The sequence below is a fragment of the Streptomyces sp. SAI-127 genome (assembly GCF_029894425.1).
GTDB lineage: Bacteria > Actinomycetota > Actinomycetes > Streptomycetales > Streptomycetaceae > Streptomyces.
Map to the genome: position 1 here is coordinate 7,714,303 of NZ_JARXYJ010000001.1, position 19,611 is coordinate 7,733,913.

The following is a 19,611-nucleotide window of genomic DNA, read 5'->3' on the forward strand; positions in this document are numbered from 1 at the left end:
GCCGCCCCCGTGGTTGCCGCGCGCCCGCACGCAGGGTGCACGGTCGTCGGGTCCGGTATGTGATCGGTGACGAACCTGGACAGGTGAACGGCCGTCGATGGCAGCGCGCCCTATAGGGGCGCGGGGAACTGCGCGACAAGCCACAGACGACCTTTCGTCGTCGGACAAACCCCGCCCCCACGGCGAATAGTGTCTTTTCAACGCACTCACCGTGAGGTATTGCCATGCCCAGCGAGTTCTTCATCCCCGACCCCGAGGGTCAGATCCCCAGCGCCGAGGGCTACTTCGGCGCGTTCGGCGGCAAGTTCATCCCGGAGGCCCTCGTCGCCGCCGTGGACGAGGTCGCCGTCGAGTACGACAAGGCCAAGCACGACCCCGAGTTCGCCCGCGAGCTCGACGACCTGCTGGTCAACTACACCGGCCGCCCGAGTTCGCTCACCGAGGTGCCCCGATTCGCCGCGGAGGCGGGCGGCGCCCGGATCTTCCTGAAGCGGGAAGACCTCAACCACACCGGCTCCCACAAGATCAACAACGTCCTCGGCCAGGCCCTGCTCACCAGGCGCATGGGCAAGACCCGAGTGATCGCGGAGACGGGCGCCGGCCAGCACGGCGTCGCCACGGCCACCGCCTGCGCGCTGTTCGGTCTCGAATGCACCATCTACATGGGCGAGATCGACACCCAGCGCCAGGCCCTGAACGTGGCCCGGATGCGCATGCTCGGCGCCGAGGTCATCGCCGTGAAGTCCGGCAGCCGCACGCTCAAGGACGCGATCAACGAGGCCTTCCGCGACTGGGTCGCCAACGTCGACCACACGCACTACCTGTTCGGCACGGTCGCGGGACCGCACCCCTTCCCGGCCATGGTCCGCGACTTCCACCGCGTGATCGGCGTCGAGGCCCGCCGCCAGCTCCTGGAGCGCGCAGGCCGTCTCCCCGACGCGGCCATCGCCTGCGTCGGCGGCGGTTCGAACGCCATCGGTCTGTTCCACGCCTTCATCCCGGACACCGACGTACGCCTCATCGGGTGCGAGCCCGCCGGGCACGGGGTGGAGACCGGCGAACACGCGGCGACCCTCACCGCGGGCGAGCCCGGCATCCTGCACGGCTCCCGTTCCTACGTCCTCCAGGACGAGGAGGGCCAGATCACCGAGCCGTACTCCATCTCGGCCGGTCTGGACTACCCGGGCATCGGCCCCGAGCACTCCTACCTCAAGGACAGCGGCCGCGGCGAGTACCGCGCGGTCACCGACGACGCGGCGATGCAGGCCCTGCGCCTGCTCTCGCGCACCGAGGGCATCATCCCGGCCATCGAGAGCGCCCACGCGCTGGCCGGTGCCCTGGAGGTCGGCAAGGAGCTCGGCAAGGACGGACTGATCGTCGTCAATCTGTCCGGCCGCGGCGACAAGGACATGGACACGGCCGCCCGGTACTTCGACCTGTACGACACCGACGCCCAGGTCGCCGCCGACCAGGACGCCGACACCGCCGAGATCGAGGGGGACGCCAAGTGAGCGGGAACATTCAGCTGCTGTCCGACACCCTCGCCGGTGCCAGGGCCGAGGGCCGCGCCGCGCTCATCGCCTACCTCCCGGCCGGGTTCCCGACCGTGGACGGCGGGATCGAGGCGATCAAGGCCGCGTTCGACGGCGGTGCCGATGTCGTCGAGGTGGGCCTGCCGCACAGCGACCCCGTCCTCGACGGCCCCGTCATCCAGACCGCCGACGACATCGCCCTGCGCGGCGGCGTCAAGATCGCGGACGTCATGCGGACGGTCAAGGAGACCTACGAGGCCACCGGGAAGCCGGTGCTCGTGATGACGTACTGGAACCCCATCGACCGCTACGGCGTCGAGCGCTTCACGGCCGAGCTCGCCGAGGCGGGCGGCGCGGGCTGCATCCTGCCCGACCTGCCGGTGCAGGAGTCGGCGCTGTGGAGGGAGCACGCGGAGAAGCACGCGCTCGCCACGGTCTTCGTGGTCGCGCCCAGCAGCAAGGACGCGCGGCTCGCCGAGATCACCGCGGCCGGCAGCGGATTCGTCTACGCCGCCTCGCTGATGGGCGTCACCGGTACCCGTGAGTCGGTCGGGGCGCAGGCCCAGGACCTGGTCGAACGGACCCGGGTCGCCGGTGCCGGCGCCGACCTGCCGGTCTGCGTCGGGCTCGGCGTCTCCAACGCCGCGCAGGCCGCCGAGGTGGCCGGCTTCGCCGACGGTGTGATCGTCGGCTCGGCCTTCGTGAAGCGGATGCTCGACGCGCCGGACGACAAGGCCGGTGTGGAGGGTGTCCGCGCACTCGCGGGCGAGCTGGCGAAGGGCGTGCGCCGACAGGCGTGACCCAGCCGCGGCCCGTCATGGCGCAGTGAGATTTTCGGTCACTCGAAGGGGTGGTCCTGGGACCGGGGAGGCGCGGTGCGCCTCCCCGGTTCGTTCTGCGGGTGTGAGCGAGAAGAACCGTGAGGGAAAGCGCACCGCCCGGGAGCGGCTGGCGGACGAGCGCGCGAAGCAGAAGACCGCGGACAAGCGGCGCCGGGTGCTGATCGTGGGCGCGAGTGTGGTGTGCGTCCTGGGTCTCGCGGCGGTGATCGGCGTCATCGCGGCGAATTCCGGCAAGGAGAAGTCCTCGGGCCCGGTCGTGGCACCCTCGGGGGCCAACGGCCAGGACAGCCTCGCCGTGCCGGTCGGCAAGGAGGGCGCCAGGTCGACGCTCGTCGTCTGGGAGGACTTCCGCTGCCCGGCCTGCAAGGCCTTCGAGGCGGCGTACAGTCCGGCGATCCACGAGCTCACCGGGTCCGGCAAGCTCAAGGTCGAGTACCACCTGGCGACGATCATCGACGGCAACATGGGCGGCACCGGCTCCCGGAACGCGGCCAATGCCGCGGCCTGCGCCCAGGACGCCGGGAAGTTCCCGGCGTACCACGACGTGCTCTACGAGAACCAGCCCGAGGAGACCAGCGACGACTACGCCGAGAACGGGAAACTCCTCGAACTGGCCAAGAAGGTCGACGGACTCGACACCCCCGCGTTCCGCACCTGTGTCGAGAAGGGCACCCACAACACCTGGGTGGACAAGTCCGCGGCCGCCTTCCGCAACGGCGGGTTCTCCGGCACCCCGACCGTGCTGCTCGACGGCAAGAACATCTACCAGGACCGGACGATGACGCCGGCGAAGCTGAAGCAGCAGGTGGAGGCCGCTGCCAAGGGGTGAAGGAGAGGCCGACAGGGCGTAAGCCGGCGGGCGGGTTCTCTCACCCGCCTGTTATGGACCCGTTGCCGGGCCGCCTGCCGTGGGCCCGGCCCGGCAGGGTAGCGTCGACCCTGCCATGGAACTTGCCTACATTCCCAGCCCGTCGCGCGGGGTGATTCACCTCGGTCCCATCCCGCTGCGTGGCTATGCGTTCTGCATCATCATCGGTGTCTTCGTTGCCGTCTGGCTCGGCAACAAACGCTGGATCGCCCGCGGCGGACGGGTCGGCACGGTGGCCGACATCGCGGTCTGGGCCGTGCCGTTCGGACTGCTCGGCGGCCGCCTCTACCACGTGATCACGGACTACGAGCTGTACTTCAGCGAGGGCCGTGACTGGGTGGACGCCTTCAAGATCTGGGAGGGTGGCCTCGGCATCTGGGGTGCGATCGCGCTCGGCGCGGTGGGCGCGTGGATCGGCTGCCGGCGCCGGGGCATCCCGCTGCCCGCCTGGGCCGACGCCCTCGCCCCCGGTATCGCCCTCGCACAGGCGATCGGCCGCTGGGGCAACTGGTTCAACCAGGAGCTGTACGGCAAGCCGACCGACCTGCCGTGGGCCCTGCACATCACGTCCTCCACGGACGGCCGGGTGCCGGGCTACTACCACCCGACGTTCCTGTACGAGTCGCTGTGGTGCGTCGGCGTCGCGCTCCTCGTCATCTGGGCCGACCGCCGCTTCAAGCTGGGACACGGACGGGCCTTCGCGCTGTACGTCGCCGCGTACTGCACGGGGCGCGGCTGGATCGAGTACATGCGTATCGACGACGCCCACCACATCCTCGGGGTCCGGCTCAACGTCTGGACCGCGATCGTCGTGTTCGTGCTCGCGGTGACGTACTTCGTGCTGTCGGCGAAGAAGCGGCCCGGCCGCGAGGAAGTGGTCGAGCCGGGTGCCGACGCCGCCGACGGTGTGGCCGAAGAGGGTGAGAAGGCCGACGGTGCCGAGAAGGCGGAGACGGCCGACTCCGGTGAGGCCGAGGCCGACTCCCGTGAGGTGACCGACGAGGCCGAGTCGGCGAAGAAGACCTGACGGTCGGTTGTACGTCGACGAGGGCGCCCCGAGTTGTCGGGGCGCCCTCGTCGTGTGTCAGCGGCGGTGGGCGAGGGAGAGCGTGCGGTGGGCCTGGGTCACCACCGCCGCGTCGATGAAGGTGCCGTTCGGAAGGGCCAGGGCCCCCCGGTGGGCTTCCGCCGCTTTGAGGACCGTCTCCGCCTGCTCGATTTCCTCCGCTGTGGGGAGATAGACGCGCTCGATCACCGGGAGTTGACGGGGATGGACGGCTGCTCGGCCCAGGAAGCCCAGGGCGCGGCCGTGGGCGCAGGACGCTTCGAGGCCCTCCAGGTCCCGGATGTCGGGGTGGACCGACTGGGGCGGGGGAGGGAGGGACGCCGCTCGTGCCGCCACGATCACTCGCGAGCGGGACCAGTCCAGGCCCCTGTCGTGTCGTACGCCGAGGTCGGCTCGCAGGTCCGCCTCACCGAGGGCGATGCCGCGCAGAGCCGGGTGGGCGGTGGCGATGGCGTAGGCGCGCTCGATGCCCAGGGCCGACTCCAGGAGGGCGTACAGGGGTGGGGCGCCTCCTTCTGCCCAGGCTGTCGTCTGCGCGACGTGGGTGATCTGGTCGGGGGCGGTGACCTTGGGCAGGCGCAGGCCGGAGATGCCCGGGAGGGCGGCGATCGCTGCCAGGTCCGCTGCCGCCTGGGGGCTGTCCAGGGCGTTCACCCGGACGTGCACCGGGACGGGCTGCGGGTCGGTGAGACGTTCGGCCGTCGCCTCGCGGGCGTACCGCTTGCGGTCGGGGGCCACCGCGTCCTCCAGGTCGACGACCACGACGTCGGCGCCGGAGGCGAGGGCCTTGGTGACGGTCGCCGGGCGGTCGCCGGGGACGTAGAGCCAGGTGAGCGGGTACGGTCTCACAGCGCGCCCTCCGTGCGCAGGGCCGTCAACTCGGCCTCGGTCAGGCCCAGTTCCGTCAGGATCTCATCGGTGTCCGCGCCGTGCGGGCGGCCCGCCCAGCGGATCGTGCCAGGGGTCGAGGAGAGCCGGAAGAGGACGTTCTGCATGCGCAGGGGGCCGAGCTCGGGGTCGTCGACCGTGGTGACGGTGTCGAGGGCCTGGTACTGCGGGTCGGCCATCACGTCCCGGATGTCCTGGATCGGGGCGACCGCGGCCTCCGCCTTCTCGAAGGCCGCGAGGACCTCGGTGCGGGTGCGTTCGGCGATCCAGGAGGCGACCGCCCGGTCGAGGACGTCGGCGTGGGCGGCCCGCTGGGCGCCGGTCGCGAACCATGGCTCGTCGATCAGCTCCGGGCGGCCCACCAGGTGCATCACGCGTTCCGCGATCGACTGGGCCGAGGTGGAGACGGCGACCCAGGTGCCGTCCGCCGTGCGGTAGGTGTTGCGCGGGGCGTTGTTGGCGGAGCGGTTGCCGGTGCGTTCCTGGACGAGGCCGAGCTGGTCGTACCAGGTCGGCTGCGGGCCGAGGACCGTCAGGATCGGTTCGATGATCGCCATGTCGACGACCTGGCCCTCGCCGGTGCGGTCGCGGGCCGCGAGCGCCGTCATCACCGCGTACGCCGTGGCCAGGCCCGCGATGGAGTCGGCCAGGCCGAAGGGCGGCAGGACCGGGGGCGCGTCCGGTTCGCCGGTGATCGCCGCGAAGCCGCTCATCGCCTCGGCGAGGGTGCCGAAGCCGGGGCGGTGGGCGTACGGGCCGAACTGACCGAAGCCGGTGACCCGGGTGAGGACCAGGCGGGGGTTGACGGCGGAGAGCTCCGGCCAGCCGAGGTCCCACTTCTCCAGGGTGCCGGGGCGGAAGTTCTCGATGACCACGTCCGCCGTTTCGGCCAGGCGCAGGAAGGTGGCGCGACCGCCCCGCTTCGAGAGGTCGATCGTGATCGTGCGTTTGTTGCGGCCCAGGACCTTCCACCACAGGCCGATGCCGTCCTTCGAGGGGCCGTGGCCACGGGAGGGGTCCGGCTTCGTGGGGTGCTCGATCTTGACGACCTCCGCGCCGAAGTCGCCGAGCATCGTGGCCGCCATCGGGCCCGCGAACAGGGTGGCCAGGTCGAGAACGCGGAGGCCGGTGAGAGGTGCGTGTGTCATGACGTGTACCGGGCCTCGATCTCGGATCGGTAGGGCATCGACGCCGAGGCGCCTTCCCGCTGGACGGAGAGCGCGGCCGCCGCAGCGGCCCAGGTCATCGCCTCCCGGATCGGCCGTTCCTCGCCGAGGGCGACGGCGAGGGCGCCCACGTAGGTGTCGCCGGCACCCGTGGAGTCCACCGCGGTGACCTGCGGGGCGGGGACGGCGAGGGGTTCGGCGTCCCGGGTCAGGTACACGCTGCCCGCCGCGCCCAGGGTGATCACCACGCGCGGGACCCGGTCCAGGAGCGCGGCGCCCGCGGCGAACGGGTCACTGCGGCCGGTGAGGGTGGCCGCCTCGTGCTCGTTGGGAACCAACAGGTCGGTGGTGGCGAGGAGTTCGGGTGGGAGGGGCTGGGCGGGGGCGGGTGTGAGGATCGTACGGACGCCGTGGGCGCGGGCCGTCTGCGCGCCCGCGAGGACCGCTGCCAGGGGGATCTCCAGCTGGAGGAGCAGGGCGTCGGCGGAGGCGATCAGGCCCTCGTCGCCGGGGGCGAGGTGGTCGACGGTGCCGTTCGCGCCGGGGATGACGACGATCGCGTTGCCGCCCTCGTCGTCCACGACGATGTGCGCGGTGCCGGAGGGGCCCTCGATGGTGCGCAGGTGGTCGGTGGTCACGCCGGAGTGCTCCAGGGTGGAGCGCAGCCGGGTGCCGAAGCCGTCGTTGCCTACCGCGCCGATCATCGAGACGGTGGCGCCGGCGCGGGCCGCGGCGATCGCCTGGTTGGCGCCCTTGCCGCCGGGGATCGTACGGAAGTCTCTGCCGGTGACGGTTTCTCCTCGTTGGGGTGCCTTTTCGACGTAGGTGACCAGGTCCATGTTCGTGCTGCCGAGCACGGCGATGTGGGTCATGGGCGAGCAGCCTCCCGGTGGGTGAGGTGGGCCAGGGTGTCGAAGCCGGTGCCGTTGAAGTCGGCGACGGAGGTGGCCAGACGGTTCTTGAGGGGGGTGGTCCAGCGGTCGGGGAGGTTGTCGGGGGCGCCGGCCAGGAGAGCGGCGATGCTGCCCGCGGTGGCGCCGTTGGAGTCGGTGTCCCAGCCGCCGCTGACCGCTCTGCAGACGGAGCCGGTGAAGTCGCCGTCCGCGTGGGTGAGGGCGGCGGCGATCAGCGCGGTGTTGGGGATCGAGTGGACCCAGTGGTGGGTGGCGGCGTGGGTGGCGTGGAGTTCGTCCACGACCTTGTCGAAGTCGTCGTGCCGCTCGGCCAGTCGGACGGCGTGGGTGATCGCCTTCGCCAGGCGGGAGTTCGGGGGGATCACGGTGAGGCCGGTGCGCAGGCAGGTGTGGATGTCGGGGGTCGTCGTCGCCCGGGCGATCACCGCTGCTGTGAACATCGCCGCGTAGACGCCGTTCGCGGTGTGGGTGAGGGTGGCGTCCCGGTGGGCCTGTTCGGCTGCGGCGGCCGGGTCGCCGGGGTTGGTCCAGCCGTGGACGTCGGCGCGGATGAGGGCCCCGATCCATTCGCGGAAGGGGTTGCGGTGGCGGGCCGTTCTGGGGGGTTCCAGGCCCTGGAGGAGGTTGCGGTAGGCGATGCGTTCGGCGGTGAAGGTGCGTCCGGCGGGCAACTCGGCCAGCCAGAGTTCGGCCACGTCCACGGTGGTGAAGCGCTTGCCGTGGCGTTGCAGCAACAGGAGGTTCAGAAGGGGGTAGTTGAGGTCGTCGTCCTCGGGCATGCCGTCGATGTTCTCGGCGAGGGAGGTGGTTGCCGAGCGGCGGTTCCAGGGATGGGCGGCGAGGAGGTCCGCCGGGACTCCCTTGGCCGTGAAGTAGGTGTCGAGGGGCCAGTTGCCGGTTGATCCGGCGAGTTGGCGGATGGCTTCCAGGGGGAGCTTCTCCACCGGTTTGCCCAGGAGGCAGCCCACTGCTCGGCCCAGCCAGGCCGCTTCCAGACCGGCCTGCGTGGGGGGTGCCGCGGGGGTGGGGGACGGCCACGCCCGGCAGCGGGCCTTGATCGTCGCGAGGTCCGTGGGCTCGTGGTCCGCCAACGCGCTGGGGAGATCCGCCAGTTCGTCCAGCAGGTCCTCCGCCAGTTGCCGCAGGTACCTGGACGCGGGTTCGGCGGAGGCGCCCGCCCGTGTCGGCGCCGCCTTGCCTCCAGCCGCTCTCCACCTCGCCGCGATCGCCGACGGCTCCCTGCCGTCCTGGGCCGCCTGGCGGAGTTCGTGGCCGATGAGGTCTTCCGGCTGGACCCAGGTCAGTCGGAGCATCTCGGGCCTCCGAGTGCCGCGAAGGCCGCCTCGTGGGTCCTGCGCTGGGTCACGTCCCTGTCGAAGATCTCCCGGGTCACGGCTGTCAGCGCTGTAGCCGGTTCCCACAGGTCCAGGCGGCTTGCTTCCGAGACCGTCTTGGACCAGTCGTCCGGAACGGGGGAGCCCAGGGCCCCGGCGAGGGCGCCGGCCATCGTGGCGATCGAGTCGCAGTCCCTGCCGTAGTTCACCGCGCCGAGGACCGCTCGGCGGTAGTCGCCTCCGGCCACGAGCAACATGGCGAGGGCGATGGGGAGTTCCTCGATCGTGTGGAGGCGGGAGGGGCGGCGGGCGCCGAGGGAGGGGGCGCGGTAGTCGGGGCCGACCGTGTCGTAGGGCGCGATCGCCTTCCGCAGCGGGAGCAGTGCCGACTCGAAGTCCGTGTGATGGGTGGCCACTTCGCAGACCTGCTCGATCGCGGTGCGGGTGCCGTCCTTCGCCAGGGAGAGGCAGGTCGTCACCACGGAGTCCGGTGTCGCGTCCGGTGTCGCCGCTGCCGCGACCGCCGCCGCGAAGACTCCCGCCGCCTCCCGGCCGTACGACGACTGGTGGGCGCCCGCGATGTCCAGGGCCTCGGTGTAGGCGGCCTGGGGGTTGGCCGCGTTGACCAGGCCTACGGGCGCCATGTACATCGCCGCGCCGCAGTTGACGATGTTGCCGACGCCCGCCTCTCGGGGGTCGACATGGCCGTAGTGGAGGCGGGTGACCAGCCATTTCTCGGCGAGGAAGATCCGCTGGAGGGGGAGCGCGGTTGCCTCCAGTTCCGGGATCCAGCGCGGGTTCGTCATCAGGTCGGGGACCAGGTGGTCGGCGATCGCGTAGGCGTCGAGGTGGTCGCGGACCCGGTCGTAGACCCTGATCAGGGCGTGGGTCATCAAGGTGTCGTCGGTGACGTGGCCGTCGCCCTTGTGGTACGGGGCGATGGGGCGGGCGGTGCGCCAGGCGTCGCCGTTCCAGGGGCCGACGATGCCGTGGACGCGGCCGGCGTGACGTTCGAGGATCTGGTCGGGGGAATAGCCCTCGACGGGCCCGCCGAGGGCGTCGCCCACCGCCGCGCCCACGAGGGCTCCGGTGATCCGGTCCTCAAGGCTGATTTCTGAGTTTTTGGGCGTCATGCCCGGAATCATCCTCCTGGGAGGGGCGGTTGTGCGGCTTCCAGGAGTTCGGCGAGTTCTACGAGGTCCGTGCCGGTGAGGCGGGGCAGGGCGCAGCCGGAGAGCTTCCGGCAGGTCTTCCGCCAGGCGGCGGGGATCGCGCCGGCGCCGCCCAGCGCCCCGGTCAACGCGCCCACCAGGGCGGGGGCCGAGTCGGCGACTCGGGAGAGGCAGGCCGCGGCGGGGATCGCCTCGGCGATACGGCCCTGTGCGGCGCGGGCCAGGGCCAGGGCCACGGGGACGGTTTCGGCGGCGGCGATGCCGTAGCTGTAGACGTGGTCGACGATCTCGTGTTCCAGGGCGGGGATCAGGGCGAAGGCGGTGTCGGCGGACCGGGCGAGGTGCAGGGCGTGGCGGGCGTTGCGGCCGATCTCCGTCTCCTCGGGGAGTTCGGTGAGGGCGGCCGCCACGCAGGCCTGGACGGGGGCGCCGATCAGGGCCAGGGAGACGGCCGCGGCCATCGCTCGTGCTCCGTGTACGCCGTCTCCGTCCTGGGTGTAGCGGGCGTCGAACTCGGCCAGGTCCGCGGCGAGTCGGGGGCTGCCGGGGTGGGCGACGGCGAGGACGCAGGCTCGGATGCAGGCCGCGTCGTCGAAGTAGTGCGGGTTGTCGTGGCCGGTGGCGGGTGGACGCAGTCCGGTGGCGAGGTTGCCGAGTCCCGCTCTTACGGAGATACGGGCGCGGAGGGGGAGGACGGCGGACTCGATCTCGGGGGCGCGATGTGCCGCGGCGGCCACTTCGGCGGCGAGGGCGTTCCAGGTGAGGTCGATGGCGGCTCTCGTACGGCGTTCTCTTGTCAGGTCGCCGTGGGTGGTGCCGTCGCCCGCCTTGAGGAGGGCTTCCGCGGTGAAGGCCGCCCATTCGGCGTCGTCGGAGGGGCCGAGGCGGAGGGGCTCGGGGGGTTGGTTGAGGGCGATGGGGACGGGGAGGGTGGTGGTGGCGTTCTGCTCGGCGAAGGTGTCGAGTTCGCGGGTGAGGCGGCGGGTCCAGTCGGGCATGCGGGCGGCTCTGTGGCGGGCGGCGGGCCAGCCGGCGGCGTCGCCTGCGGCCAGGCCGAGGAGGAGGCCCTGGACTCTCTGCCCAGCCTCGGCTTCGCCTTCGGCCTTTGGGTTCCCACCCGCACCACCCGTGCAGCTTTCGTGGTCGGGTGCCGGTGGCCCCTGTGGGGCGAACTCGCCGTCGGCGGCCGCGGGTTGGGGCGGCTTCGCCGTGAGAGTGGGTTCGGCGTAGCCGTTCCGCGTGGGCGTGGGGCCCGGGGCTTCCCACCAAGGGCCCGGCGGCCTCATTGGTCCGCCCCTGCGTCGCCGTCCGCCACCAGCGTGAAGGCGTCCGGGTCCTGAGGTGGCCAGGGTTGCCGGGTGAGGCCGGTCGGGGACCACTTCTCGTCCTCGCCCGCCACCAGCAACTCCGCCACGTCCAGTACGTGATGGCCCGCCATGGAGGGGAGGCAGCTGCCTCTCGCCGGGCCGATCGCCGAGGCCCACTCGGCCGGGATCGCCGACGCGCCCCTCGTCGCTCCCGCCAGGGCCCCCGCCACCGCCGCCGTCGTGTCCGCGTCCCTCCCCATGTTCACCGCCGTCAGGACCGCCTCGCGGAAGTCGCCGTCGGCGGCCGCGTACGCGCCGAAGGCCAGGGCCACCGCCTCCGGGGCCAGGTCGGTCCACGGGTAGCCGCCGATCACCACCGCGGAGCGGACCGCCCTCTCGCCCCGGTGCGCCACGGCCACGGCCCGGCGCAGGGACCGGGCCGTCCAGCTGTCGTCGGGGATCACCGCCAGCGCGGACGCGACGACGGCGACGGTGGGGGCACCCGCCATCGCCGCCGCCACTCCCGCCGCCACCGCCTGGCCGCCGTAGATGCCCTCGCCGTCGTGGCTCACCGAACCGTCGATCGCCACCAGGCGGGCCGCCTCCGCGGGGCGGCCCGCCGCGAAGACCCCGAAGGGGGCCGCCCGCATGGCCAGGCCGTCACTCCAGGCGTGGCGGTGCTGGGCCGAGATGGGGGCCGCCAGGCCGCGGCGCAGGTTCTCCAGCGTGCCGCGCTCGCTGAAGCCCGCGCCCCGGAACGGGCCCTCGTCGCGGTCCGCGATCCACTCGTGCCAGGCCGCCTCCACATGGGACGGCGTGAGGGCGGAGCCGTGCCGGGCGAGGAGCAGGCCGGAGAAGATCGTGTACTCGGTGTCGTCCGTGCCGGCCGGCTCGTCCAGCACATAGCCCTCGATACGGCCCCAGCGGGCGCGGATCTCCGACGGCTTCATGTTCTCGGCGGGGGCTCCCAGGGCGTCCCCGACCGCCAGGCCCAGCAGGGCGCCGCGGGCCCGCTCGCGGAGTCCGGCGGCGTCCTCGGGCGCCGGGACCGGGGGAATGCAGGCGATCGATGCCATACGCGGCCTCTCCCAGAGGGGGTTCCTCATGGGGCGCGGAACCCTTTGCGCATGTGTCCCACCATCGGCGGTTGACCTGAGCCTCCGAGGCCTCAGCATCACCCGGTCGACATCTGAGCGGTGCTCTGATCGTCTGCGCATTCGAAGGTAAAGCCGCAGGTTAGCCGAGCCTTTCCTTGCTGGCGGGCGGGAATGGACCGTCGTAGTCTGTGCGTTGTTAAGACTTAGAACTTGTCCAAAGTTAGCTTTGGCTTAGCTTCCCTGGGGGACCGGAATGGCCATCATCGACATCGAGGCGCCACTGCACGAGGCGCACCGGGACAACCACACGCACCGGGATGTGAACGGCGGCTGGCTCAGGCCCGCCGTCTTCGGTGCCATGGACGGACTGGTCTCCAACCTCGCGTTGATGACCGGAGTCGCCGGCGGGTCCGTCGGTCAGAACACCATCGTGCTGACCGGACTCGCGGGACTCGCCGCCGGTGCCTTCTCCATGGCCGCCGGTGAGTACACCTCCGTCGCCTCCCAGCGCGAGCTCGTCGAGGCCGAGCTGGATGTGGAGCGCCGGGAGCTGCGCAAGCACCCCCAGGACGAGGAGGCCGAACTCGCGGCCCTGTACGAGGGGCGGGGTGTCGAGCCCGAGCTGGCGCGCGAGGTCGCGCGCCAGTTGTCGAGGGATCCCGAGCAGGCCCTGGAGATCCACGCCCGTGAGGAGCTGGGGATCGACCCGAGTGACCTGCCCTCGCCGCTCGTCGCCGCCGTGTCCAGCTTCGGGTCCTTCGCCCTGGGCGCCCTGCTGCCCGTACTGCCGTATCTGCTCGGTGCGACCGTTCTGTGGCCCGCCCTGCTGCTCGCTCTCGTCGGGCTGTTCGCGTGCGGTGCCGTGGTGGCCAGGGTGACCGCGCGGACCTGGTGGTACAGCGGACTCCGGCAGCTCGCTCTGGGAGGTGCGGCGGCCGGTGTGACGTACGCCCTGGGCAGTTTGTTCGGAACGGCCGTAGGATAGGTCGGCTGCTACTTATGCGATGGGCCGCATAAGTAGCCGTTACTCACTGGTTTCGAATGCTTAACCACTGGGCATGAGCCGTAAGCGCTGCGGGCAATGACGCTTGCGGCGCACACGCGGGGTCGGCGACGACGCCTTCGCCGCCCCTGGGCCGACGGACGACGATCTGACCGATCGGTCCGGCTCGGTCCCCACATACTTCAAGCCACGTGTGCGACACCCCCCTCGCACCGCGTGGCGTCCGCATGTTGGAACGGAGTATCCGGTTCCCGAGATCCGCTCCATCATGTAACCTGCACGAAATTTTGCACTTACGCAGAGGGCCAACGTCGTCCCTCGGCAAGCTGAATATGCCAATTGACGACGACGGGAGAGCCGATGCGTACGCCGCGCCAGCCGTCCCAGCACTCCACGAGTGGCCAGAAGTGGTCGTTCATGGATGCTCGCCCTGCTGCGCAGGGTATGTACGACCCCCGCAACGAAAAGGACGCCTGTGGCGTCGGCTTCGTGGCCACCCTCACCGGCGAGGCGAGCCATGCGCTGGTCGAGCAGGCGCTCACGGTTCTGCGCAACCTGGAGCATCGCGGTGCCACCGGCGCCGAGCCCGACTCGGGTGACGGCGCGGGCATCCTGTCCCAGGTTCCGGACGCCTTCTTCCGCGAGGTGGCCGGCTTCGAGCTGCCCGCGGCCGGTGCGTACGCCGTCGGTACCGCCTTCCTGCCGGAGGACGGCGTCGAGGACGCCGTCTCACACATCGAGACGATCGCCGCCGAGGAGGGTCTCACCGTCCTCGGCTGGCGCGAGGTCCCGGTCGCCCCGGAGCTGCTCGGCGCCACCGCCCGCTCGACGATGCCGGCGTTCCGTCAGATCTTCGTCGGCGACGGCTCCGCCGTGCCCGCCACGGACATCGACCTCGACCGCAAGGCCTTCGTGCTGCGCAAGCGCGCCGAGCGCGAGGTCGACGTCTACTTCCCCTCGCTGTCCGCGCGCACGATCGTCTACAAGGGCATGCTGACCACCGGCCAGCTGGAGCCCTTCTTCCCGGACCTGTCCGACCGCCGCTTCGCCTCCGCGATCGCGCTCGTGCACTCCCGGTTCTCCACGAACACCTTCCCGTCGTGGCCGCTCGCGCACCCGTACCGCTTCGTCGCGCACAACGGTGAGATCAACACCGTCAAGGGCAACCGCAACTGGATGGCGGCCCGCGAGTCCCAGCTGGTCTCGGACCTCTTCGGCAACGACGACAAGGCCCTCGAGCGCGTCTTCCCGATCTGTACGCCGGACGCCTCCGACTCGGCGTCCTTCGACGAGGTGCTCGAACTCCTGCACCTGGGCGGCCGTTCGCTGCCGCACTCCGTGCTGATGATGATTCCGGAGGCGTGGGAGAACCACGACTCCATGGAGTCGGTCCGCCGTGCCTTCTACCAGTTCCACTCCAACCTGATGGAGCCCTGGGACGGTCCGGCCTGTGTCACCTTCACCGACGGCAAGCAGGTCGGCGCGGTCCTCGACCGCAACGGGCTTCGCCCCGGCCGCTACTGGGTCACCGACGACGGCCTCGTCGTCCTCGGCTCGGAGGTCGGCGTCCTCGACATCGACCCCGCCAAGGTCGTCCGCAAGGGCCGTCTCCAGCCCGGCAGGATGTTCCTCGTCGACACCGTCGAGCACCGCATCATCGAGGACGACGAGATCAAGGCCGGCCTCGCCGCCGAGCAGCCGTACGCGGAGTGGCTGGAGGCCGGCGAGATCGAGCTCGGCGACCTGCCCGAGCGCGAGCACATCGTGCACACCCACGCCTCGGTCACCCGCCGCCAGCAGACCTTCGGCTACACCGAGGAAGAGCTGCGCGTCCTCCTCGCGCCGATGGCCAAGGCCGCTGCCGAGCCGATCGGTTCGATGGGTACGGACTCGCCGATCGCCGCGCTGAGCGAGCGACCGCGCCTGCTCTTCGACTACTTCACCCAGCTGTTCGCGCAGGTCACCAACCCGCCGCTGGACGCGATCCGCGAGGAGCTCGTCACCTCGCTGCGCTCCTCCCTCGGCCCGCAGGGCAACCTGCTCGACCCGAGCGCCGCCTCCTGCCGCTCCGTCGTGCTGCCCTTCCCGGTGATCGACAACGACGAGCTGGCCAAGCTCATCCACATCAACGCCGACGGCGACATGCCCGGCTTCAAGGCCGCGACCCTTTCCGGCCTGTACCGGGTCTCCGGCGGCGGCGACTCCCTCGCCGCGCGCATCGAGGAGATCTGCGCCGAGGCCGACGCCGCCATCGACAACGGCGCCCGGCTGATCGTCCTCTCCGACCGCCACTCGGACGCCGAGCACGCGCCGATCCCGTCGCTGCTGCTCACCGCGGCCGTCCACCACCACCTCATCCGCACCAAGCAGCGCACCCAGGTGGGCCTGCTGGTCGAGGCCGGTGACGTCCGCGAGGTCCACCACGTCGCCCTGCTGATCGGCTTCGGCGCCGCGGCCGTGAACCCGTACCTCGCCATGGAGTCCGTCGAGGACCTCCTGCGCGCGGGCACCTTCCTGAACGGCCTCGAGCCCGAGCAGGCCATCCGCAACCTGATCTACGCCCTGGGCAAGGGCGTACTGAAGGTCATGTCGAAGATGGGCATCTCGACCGTCGCCTCCTACCGCGGCGCCCAGGTCTTCGAGGCCGTCGGTCTCGAAGAGGGCTTCGTCCAGAAGTACTTCAGCGGTACGGCCTCCAAGATCGGCGGTGTCGGCATCGACGTCATCGCCAAGGAGGTCGCCGCCCGGCACGCCAAGGCGTACCCCGCCTCCGGCATCGCGCCCGCGCACCGCGCGCTCGAGATAGGCGGCGAGTACCAGTGGCGCCGTGAGGGCGAGCCGCACCTGTTCGACCCGGAGACGGTCTTCCGCCTCCAGCACTCGACGCGCGCGAACCGCTACGACATCTTCAAGAAGTACACGGACCGCGTGAACGAGCAGTCCGAGCGCCTGATGACGCTCCGCGGCCTGTTCGGCTTCAAGTCGGACCGTCAGCCGATCTCCGTCGACGAGGTCGAGCCGGTCTCCGAGATCGTCAAGCGCTTCTCCACCGGCGCCATGTCGTACGGCTCCATCTCCAAGGAGGCGCACGAGACCCTCGCCATCGCCATGAACCAGCTGGGCGGCAAGTCCAACACCGGTGAGGGCGGCGAGGACGCGGACCGGCTGTACGACCCGGCGCGCCGTTCGTCGATCAAGCAGGTCGCCTCCGGCCGCTTCGGTGTGACCTCCGAGTACCTGGTCAACGCGGACGACATCCAGATCAAGATGGCCCAGGGCGCCAAGCCCGGCGAGGGCGGCCAGCTGCCCGGCCACAAGGTCTACCCCTGGGTCGCCAAGACCCGTCACTCCACCCCGGGTGTCGGTCTGATCTCCCCGCCGCCGCACCACGACATCTACTCCATCGAGGACCTGGCCCAGCTGATCCACGACCTGAAGAACGCGAACCCGCAGGCGCGGATCCACGTGAAGCTGGTCTCCGAGGTCGGCGTCGGCACGGTCGCGGCGGGTGTGTCCAAGGCGCACGCGGACGTCGTCCTGATCTCCGGTCACGACGGTGGCACCGGTGCCTCCCCGCTGACCTCCCTGAAGCACGCGGGCGGCCCCTGGGAGCTCGGTCTCGCCGAGACCCAGCAGACCCTGCTGCTCAACGGCCTGCGCGACCGCATCGTCGTGCAGACCGACGGTCAGCTCAAGACCGGCCGTGACGTCGTCATCGCCGCGCTGCTCGGCGCCGAGGAGTTCGGTTTCGCGACCGCGCCGCTCGTCGTCTCCGGCTGCGTCATGATGCGCGTCTGCCACCTGGACACCTGCCCGGTCGGCATCGCCACCCAGAACCCGGTGCTCCGCGACCGGTTCACCGGCAAGGCCGAGTACGTCGTGAACTTCTTCAAGTTCATCGCCGAAGAAGTCCGCGAGCTCCTCGCCGAGCTGGGCTTCCGCTCCATCGAGGAGGCCGTCGGCCACGCCGAGACCCTCGACGTCGAGCGAGCCGTCAACCACTGGAAGGCGCAGGGCCTGGACCTGTCCCCGCTCTTCTACGTGCCCGAGCTGCCCGAGGGCTCGGCGCTGCACCAGGTCATCGAGCAGGACCACGGCCTGGAGAAGGCGCTCGACAACGAGCTCATCAAGCTCGCCGCCGACGCCCTGGCCGCCGACTCGGCGACCGACGCCCAGCCGGTGCGCGCCCAGGTCGCGATCCGCAACATCAACCGCACGGTCGGCACCATGCTCGGCCACGAGGTGACGAAGAAGTTCGGTGGCGCGGGCCTGCCCGACGACACCATCGACATCACCTTCACGGGCTCCGCCGGCCAGTCCTTCGGCGCCTTCCTGCCCCGCGGTGTCACGCTGCGCCTGGAGGGCGACGCCAACGACTACGTCGGCAAGGGCCTCTCCGGTGGCCGGGTGATCGTGCGGCCGGACCGGGGTGCCGACCACCTCGCCGAGTTCTCGACGATCGCGGGCAACACCATCGCCTACGGCGCGACCGGTGGCGAGCTGTTCCTGCGCGGTCGTTCGGGCGAGCGGTTCTGCGTCCGCAACTCCGGTGCGCTGGTGGTCTCGGAGGGCGTGGGCGACCACGGCTGCGAGTACATGACCGGCGGTCACGCGGTGGTCCTCGGCGAGACGGGCCGCAACTTCGCGGCCGGCATGTCCGGCGGCATCGCCTACGTGATCGACCTCGACCCCGACAACGTCAACGTCGGCAACGCGGGCGCCGTCGAAGCGCTCGACGACGCCGACAAGCAGTGGCTGCACGACGTGGTGCGCCGCCACCAGGAGGAGACCGCCTCCACGGTCGCCGAGAAGCTGCTCGCCGAGTGGGACACCGCCGTCGAGCGCTTCAGCAAGATCATCCCCAGCACGTACAAGGCAGTGCTCGCCGCCAAGGACGCCGCCGAGCAGGCGGGACTCTCCGAGTCCGAGATCACCGAGAAGATGATGGAGGCGGCGATCAATGGCTGACCCGAAGGGCTTCCTGAACCACGGCCGTGAGGTCGCCAAGTCCCGCCCGGTCGACGTACGTCTGAAGGACTGGAACGAGGTCTACGTCCCCGGCTCCCTGCTGCCGATCATCAGCAAGCAGGCCAGCCGCTGCATGGACTGCGGCATCCCGTTCTGTCACAACGGCTGTCCGCTCGGGAACCTCATCCCCGAGTGGAACGACTTCGCCTACCGCGAGGACTGGTCCGCCGCCTCCGAGCGTCTGCACGCGACCAACAACTTCCCGGAGTTCACCGGTCGCCTGTGCCCGGCTCCCTGCGAGTCGGCGTGTGTGCTCGGCATCAACCAGCCGGCCGTGACCATCAAGAACGTCGAGGTCTCGATCATCGACAAGGCGTGGGACAGCGGTGACGTCGAGCCGCAGGCCCCGGAGCGCCTGTCCGGCAAGACCGTCGCGGTCATCGGGTCAGGCCCCGCCGGTCTGGCCGCCGCGCAGCAGCTCACGCGGGCCGGTCACACCGTCGCCGTCTACGAGCGCGCGGACCGTATCGGAGGCCTTCTCCGGTACGGCATCCCCGAGTTCAAGATGGAGAAGCGGCACATCAACCGCCGTATCGAGCAGATGCGCGCGGAGGGGACCCGCTTCCGCACCGGCATCGAGATCGGCCGCGACCTCAGGGCGACCGACCTGAAGAAGCGCTACGACGCGATCGTCATCGCCGCCGGTGCCACGACCGCCCGTGACCTGCCGGTCCCCGGCCGCGAGCTCAAGGGCATCCACCAGGCCATGGAGTACCTGCCGCTGGCCAACAAGGTGCAGGAGGGCGACTACGTGGCGCCCCCCATCACGGCCGAGGGCAAGCACGTCATCGTCATCGGCGGCGGCGACACCGGCGCCGACTGCGTGGGCACCGCCCACCGTCAGGGCGCGGCCTCGGTCACCCAGCTGGAGATCATGCCGCGGCCGGGCGAGGACCGTGCCCCGCACCAGCCGTGGCCGACCTTCCCGATGCTCTACAAGGTCACCTCCGCGCACGAGGAGGGCGGCGAGCGGGTCTACTCCGTCTCGACGACCCACTTCGAGGGCGACGAGGACGGCAACGTCCAGTGGCTGCACCTCACCGAGGTCGAGTTCATCGACGGCAAGCTGACCCCGAAGCCGGGCACGGAGCGCAAGATCCCCGCCCAGCTGGTCACCCTCGCCATGGGCTTCACCGGCACCGACCGCGAGAACGGTCTCGTGGACCAGTTCGGCCTGGAGCTCGACGAGCGCGGGAACATCGCCCGCGACGCCGACTTCCAGACCAACGTGCCGGGCGTCTTCGTCGCCGGTGACGCCGGCCGCGGCCAGTCGCTCATCGTGTGGGCGATCGCGGAGGGCCGCTCGGCCGCCCGCGGCTGCGACCGCTTCCTGACCGGCGCGAGTGAACTGCCCGCGCCGATCCGGCCGACGGATCGATCCCTGATGGTCTGAC

Annotated in this window: 14 protein-coding genes; 7 read left to right on the plus strand and 7 right to left on the minus strand. The window is 71.0% G+C overall.

What is annotated here, in order from left to right:
- Window positions 1-224 precede the first annotated feature (224 nt).
- From trpB to lgt, 4 genes are all read left to right on the plus strand, one after another.
- Complete coding sequence (gene trpB / locus M2157_RS35455) at window positions 225-1,511, plus strand: tryptophan synthase subunit beta (RefSeq protein ID WP_280856979.1); 1,287 nt, start codon at window positions 225-227, stop codon at window positions 1,509-1,511.
- The gene (gene trpA, locus M2157_RS35460; protein WP_280867257.1) at window positions 1,508-2,332 is read left to right on the plus strand and encodes a tryptophan synthase subunit alpha; all 825 of its coding nucleotides are present in this window, start codon (window positions 1,508-1,510) and stop codon (window positions 2,330-2,332) included. Before trpB ends, trpA begins: the two co-directional genes overlap by 4 nt.
- Before the next feature lie 103 nt (window positions 2,333-2,435).
- A complete protein-coding gene (locus M2157_RS35465; RefSeq protein ID WP_280856977.1) occupies window positions 2,436-3,203 on the plus strand; it encodes a thioredoxin domain-containing protein in 768 nt (255 codons plus the stop codon).
- A gap of 115 nt (window positions 3,204-3,318) precedes the next feature.
- Window positions 3,319-4,269 (plus strand): prolipoprotein diacylglyceryl transferase, encoded by a 951-nt coding sequence (lgt, locus tag M2157_RS35470; protein WP_280867258.1) that lies wholly within the window; start codon window positions 3,319-3,321, stop codon window positions 4,267-4,269.
- Window positions 4,270-4,326: 57 nt separating this feature from the next.
- Here lgt and M2157_RS35475 read toward each other — a convergent pair whose 3' ends face one another.
- Genes M2157_RS35475 through M2157_RS35505 form a run of 7 tightly spaced genes read right to left on the minus strand, consistent with a single transcriptional unit; the run spans window position 4,327 to window position 12,165 of the window.
- Window positions 4,327-5,157, minus strand: a complete 831-nt coding sequence (locus M2157_RS35475; protein WP_280867259.1) for a CoA ester lyase — start codon at window positions 5,155-5,157, stop codon at window positions 4,327-4,329.
- Window positions 5,154-6,344, minus strand: a complete 1,191-nt coding sequence (locus M2157_RS35480) for a CoA transferase (protein WP_280856974.1) — start codon at window positions 6,342-6,344, stop codon at window positions 5,154-5,156. The genes M2157_RS35475 and M2157_RS35480 overlap by 4 nt, the downstream gene beginning before the upstream one ends.
- Window positions 6,341-7,234, minus strand: coding sequence for a ribokinase (gene rbsK / locus M2157_RS35485; RefSeq protein WP_280856973.1), 894 nt, complete (start codon window positions 7,232-7,234; stop codon window positions 6,341-6,343). Before rbsK ends, M2157_RS35480 begins: the two co-directional genes overlap by 4 nt.
- Window positions 7,231-8,589 carry an ADP-ribosylglycohydrolase family protein gene (locus M2157_RS35490; protein ID WP_280867260.1) on the minus strand — a complete coding sequence of 453 codons (1,359 nt, stop codon included), beginning with the start codon at window positions 8,587-8,589 and terminating at the stop codon, window positions 7,231-7,233. Before M2157_RS35490 ends, rbsK begins: the two co-directional genes overlap by 4 nt.
- The gene (locus M2157_RS35495; RefSeq protein WP_280856971.1) at window positions 8,577-9,743 is read right to left on the minus strand and encodes an ADP-ribosylglycohydrolase family protein; all 1,167 of its coding nucleotides are present in this window, start codon (window positions 9,741-9,743) and stop codon (window positions 8,577-8,579) included. The genes M2157_RS35490 and M2157_RS35495 overlap by 13 nt, the downstream gene beginning before the upstream one ends.
- 8 nt (window positions 9,744-9,751) lie before the next feature.
- Window positions 9,752-11,068, minus strand: coding sequence for an ADP-ribosylglycohydrolase family protein (locus tag M2157_RS35500; RefSeq protein WP_280867261.1), 1,317 nt, complete (start codon window positions 11,066-11,068; stop codon window positions 9,752-9,754).
- Window positions 11,065-12,165 carry an ADP-ribosylglycohydrolase family protein gene (locus M2157_RS35505; protein ID WP_280856969.1) on the minus strand — a complete coding sequence of 367 codons (1,101 nt, stop codon included), beginning with the start codon at window positions 12,163-12,165 and terminating at the stop codon, window positions 11,065-11,067. The genes M2157_RS35500 and M2157_RS35505 overlap by 4 nt, the downstream gene beginning before the upstream one ends.
- Window positions 12,166-12,439: 274 nt before the next feature.
- On the opposite strand from M2157_RS35505, the gene M2157_RS35510 reads away from it, so the two are divergent.
- From M2157_RS35510 to M2157_RS35520, 3 genes are all read left to right on the plus strand, one after another.
- Entirely contained in the window at window positions 12,440-13,171 is a 732-nt protein-coding gene (locus M2157_RS35510; protein WP_280856968.1) for a VIT1/CCC1 transporter family protein, read from the plus strand.
- 378 nt (window positions 13,172-13,549) lie between these two features.
- On the plus strand, window positions 13,550-18,157 hold the full coding sequence (gltB, locus tag M2157_RS35515) for a glutamate synthase large subunit (protein WP_280856967.1): 4,608 nt from the start codon (window positions 13,550-13,552) through the stop codon (window positions 18,155-18,157).
- The gene (locus tag M2157_RS35520) at window positions 18,150-19,610 is read left to right on the plus strand and encodes a glutamate synthase subunit beta (protein ID WP_069763149.1); all 1,461 of its coding nucleotides are present in this window, start codon (window positions 18,150-18,152) and stop codon (window positions 19,608-19,610) included. Before gltB ends, M2157_RS35520 begins: the two co-directional genes overlap by 8 nt.
- Window position 19,611: the final 1 nt, after the last annotated feature.

Excerpts from the sequence above, each read along its gene's own strand:
- trpB (WP_280856979.1), top strand. The coding sequence starts at position 225 with ATGCCCAGCGAGTTCTTCATCCCCGACCCCGAGGGTCAGATCCCCAGC.
- lgt (WP_280867258.1), top strand. The coding sequence starts at position 3,319 with ATGGAACTTGCCTACATTCCCAGCCCGTCGCGCGGGGTGATTCACCTC.
- M2157_RS35480 (WP_280856974.1), bottom strand. The coding sequence starts at position 6,344 with ATGACACACGCACCTCTCACCGGCCTCCGCGTTCTCGACCTGGCCACC.
- rbsK (WP_280856973.1), bottom strand. The coding sequence starts at position 7,234 with ATGACCCACATCGCCGTGCTCGGCAGCACGAACATGGACCTGGTCACC.
- M2157_RS35490 (WP_280867260.1), bottom strand. The coding sequence starts at position 8,589 with ATGCTCCGACTGACCTGGGTCCAGCCGGAAGACCTCATCGGCCACGAA.
- M2157_RS35495 (WP_280856971.1), bottom strand. The coding sequence starts at position 9,743 with ATGACGCCCAAAAACTCAGAAATCAGCCTTGAGGACCGGATCACCGGA.
- M2157_RS35500 (WP_280867261.1), bottom strand. The coding sequence starts at position 11,068 with ATGAGGCCGCCGGGCCCTTGGTGGGAAGCCCCGGGCCCCACGCCCACG.
- M2157_RS35505 (WP_280856969.1), bottom strand. The coding sequence starts at position 12,165 with ATGGCATCGATCGCCTGCATTCCCCCGGTCCCGGCGCCCGAGGACGCC.
- M2157_RS35510 (WP_280856968.1), top strand. The coding sequence starts at position 12,440 with ATGGCCATCATCGACATCGAGGCGCCACTGCACGAGGCGCACCGGGAC.
- gltB (WP_280856967.1), top strand. The coding sequence starts at position 13,550 with ATGCGTACGCCGCGCCAGCCGTCCCAGCACTCCACGAGTGGCCAGAAG.
- M2157_RS35520 (WP_069763149.1), top strand. The coding sequence starts at position 18,150 with ATGGCTGACCCGAAGGGCTTCCTGAACCACGGCCGTGAGGTCGCCAAG.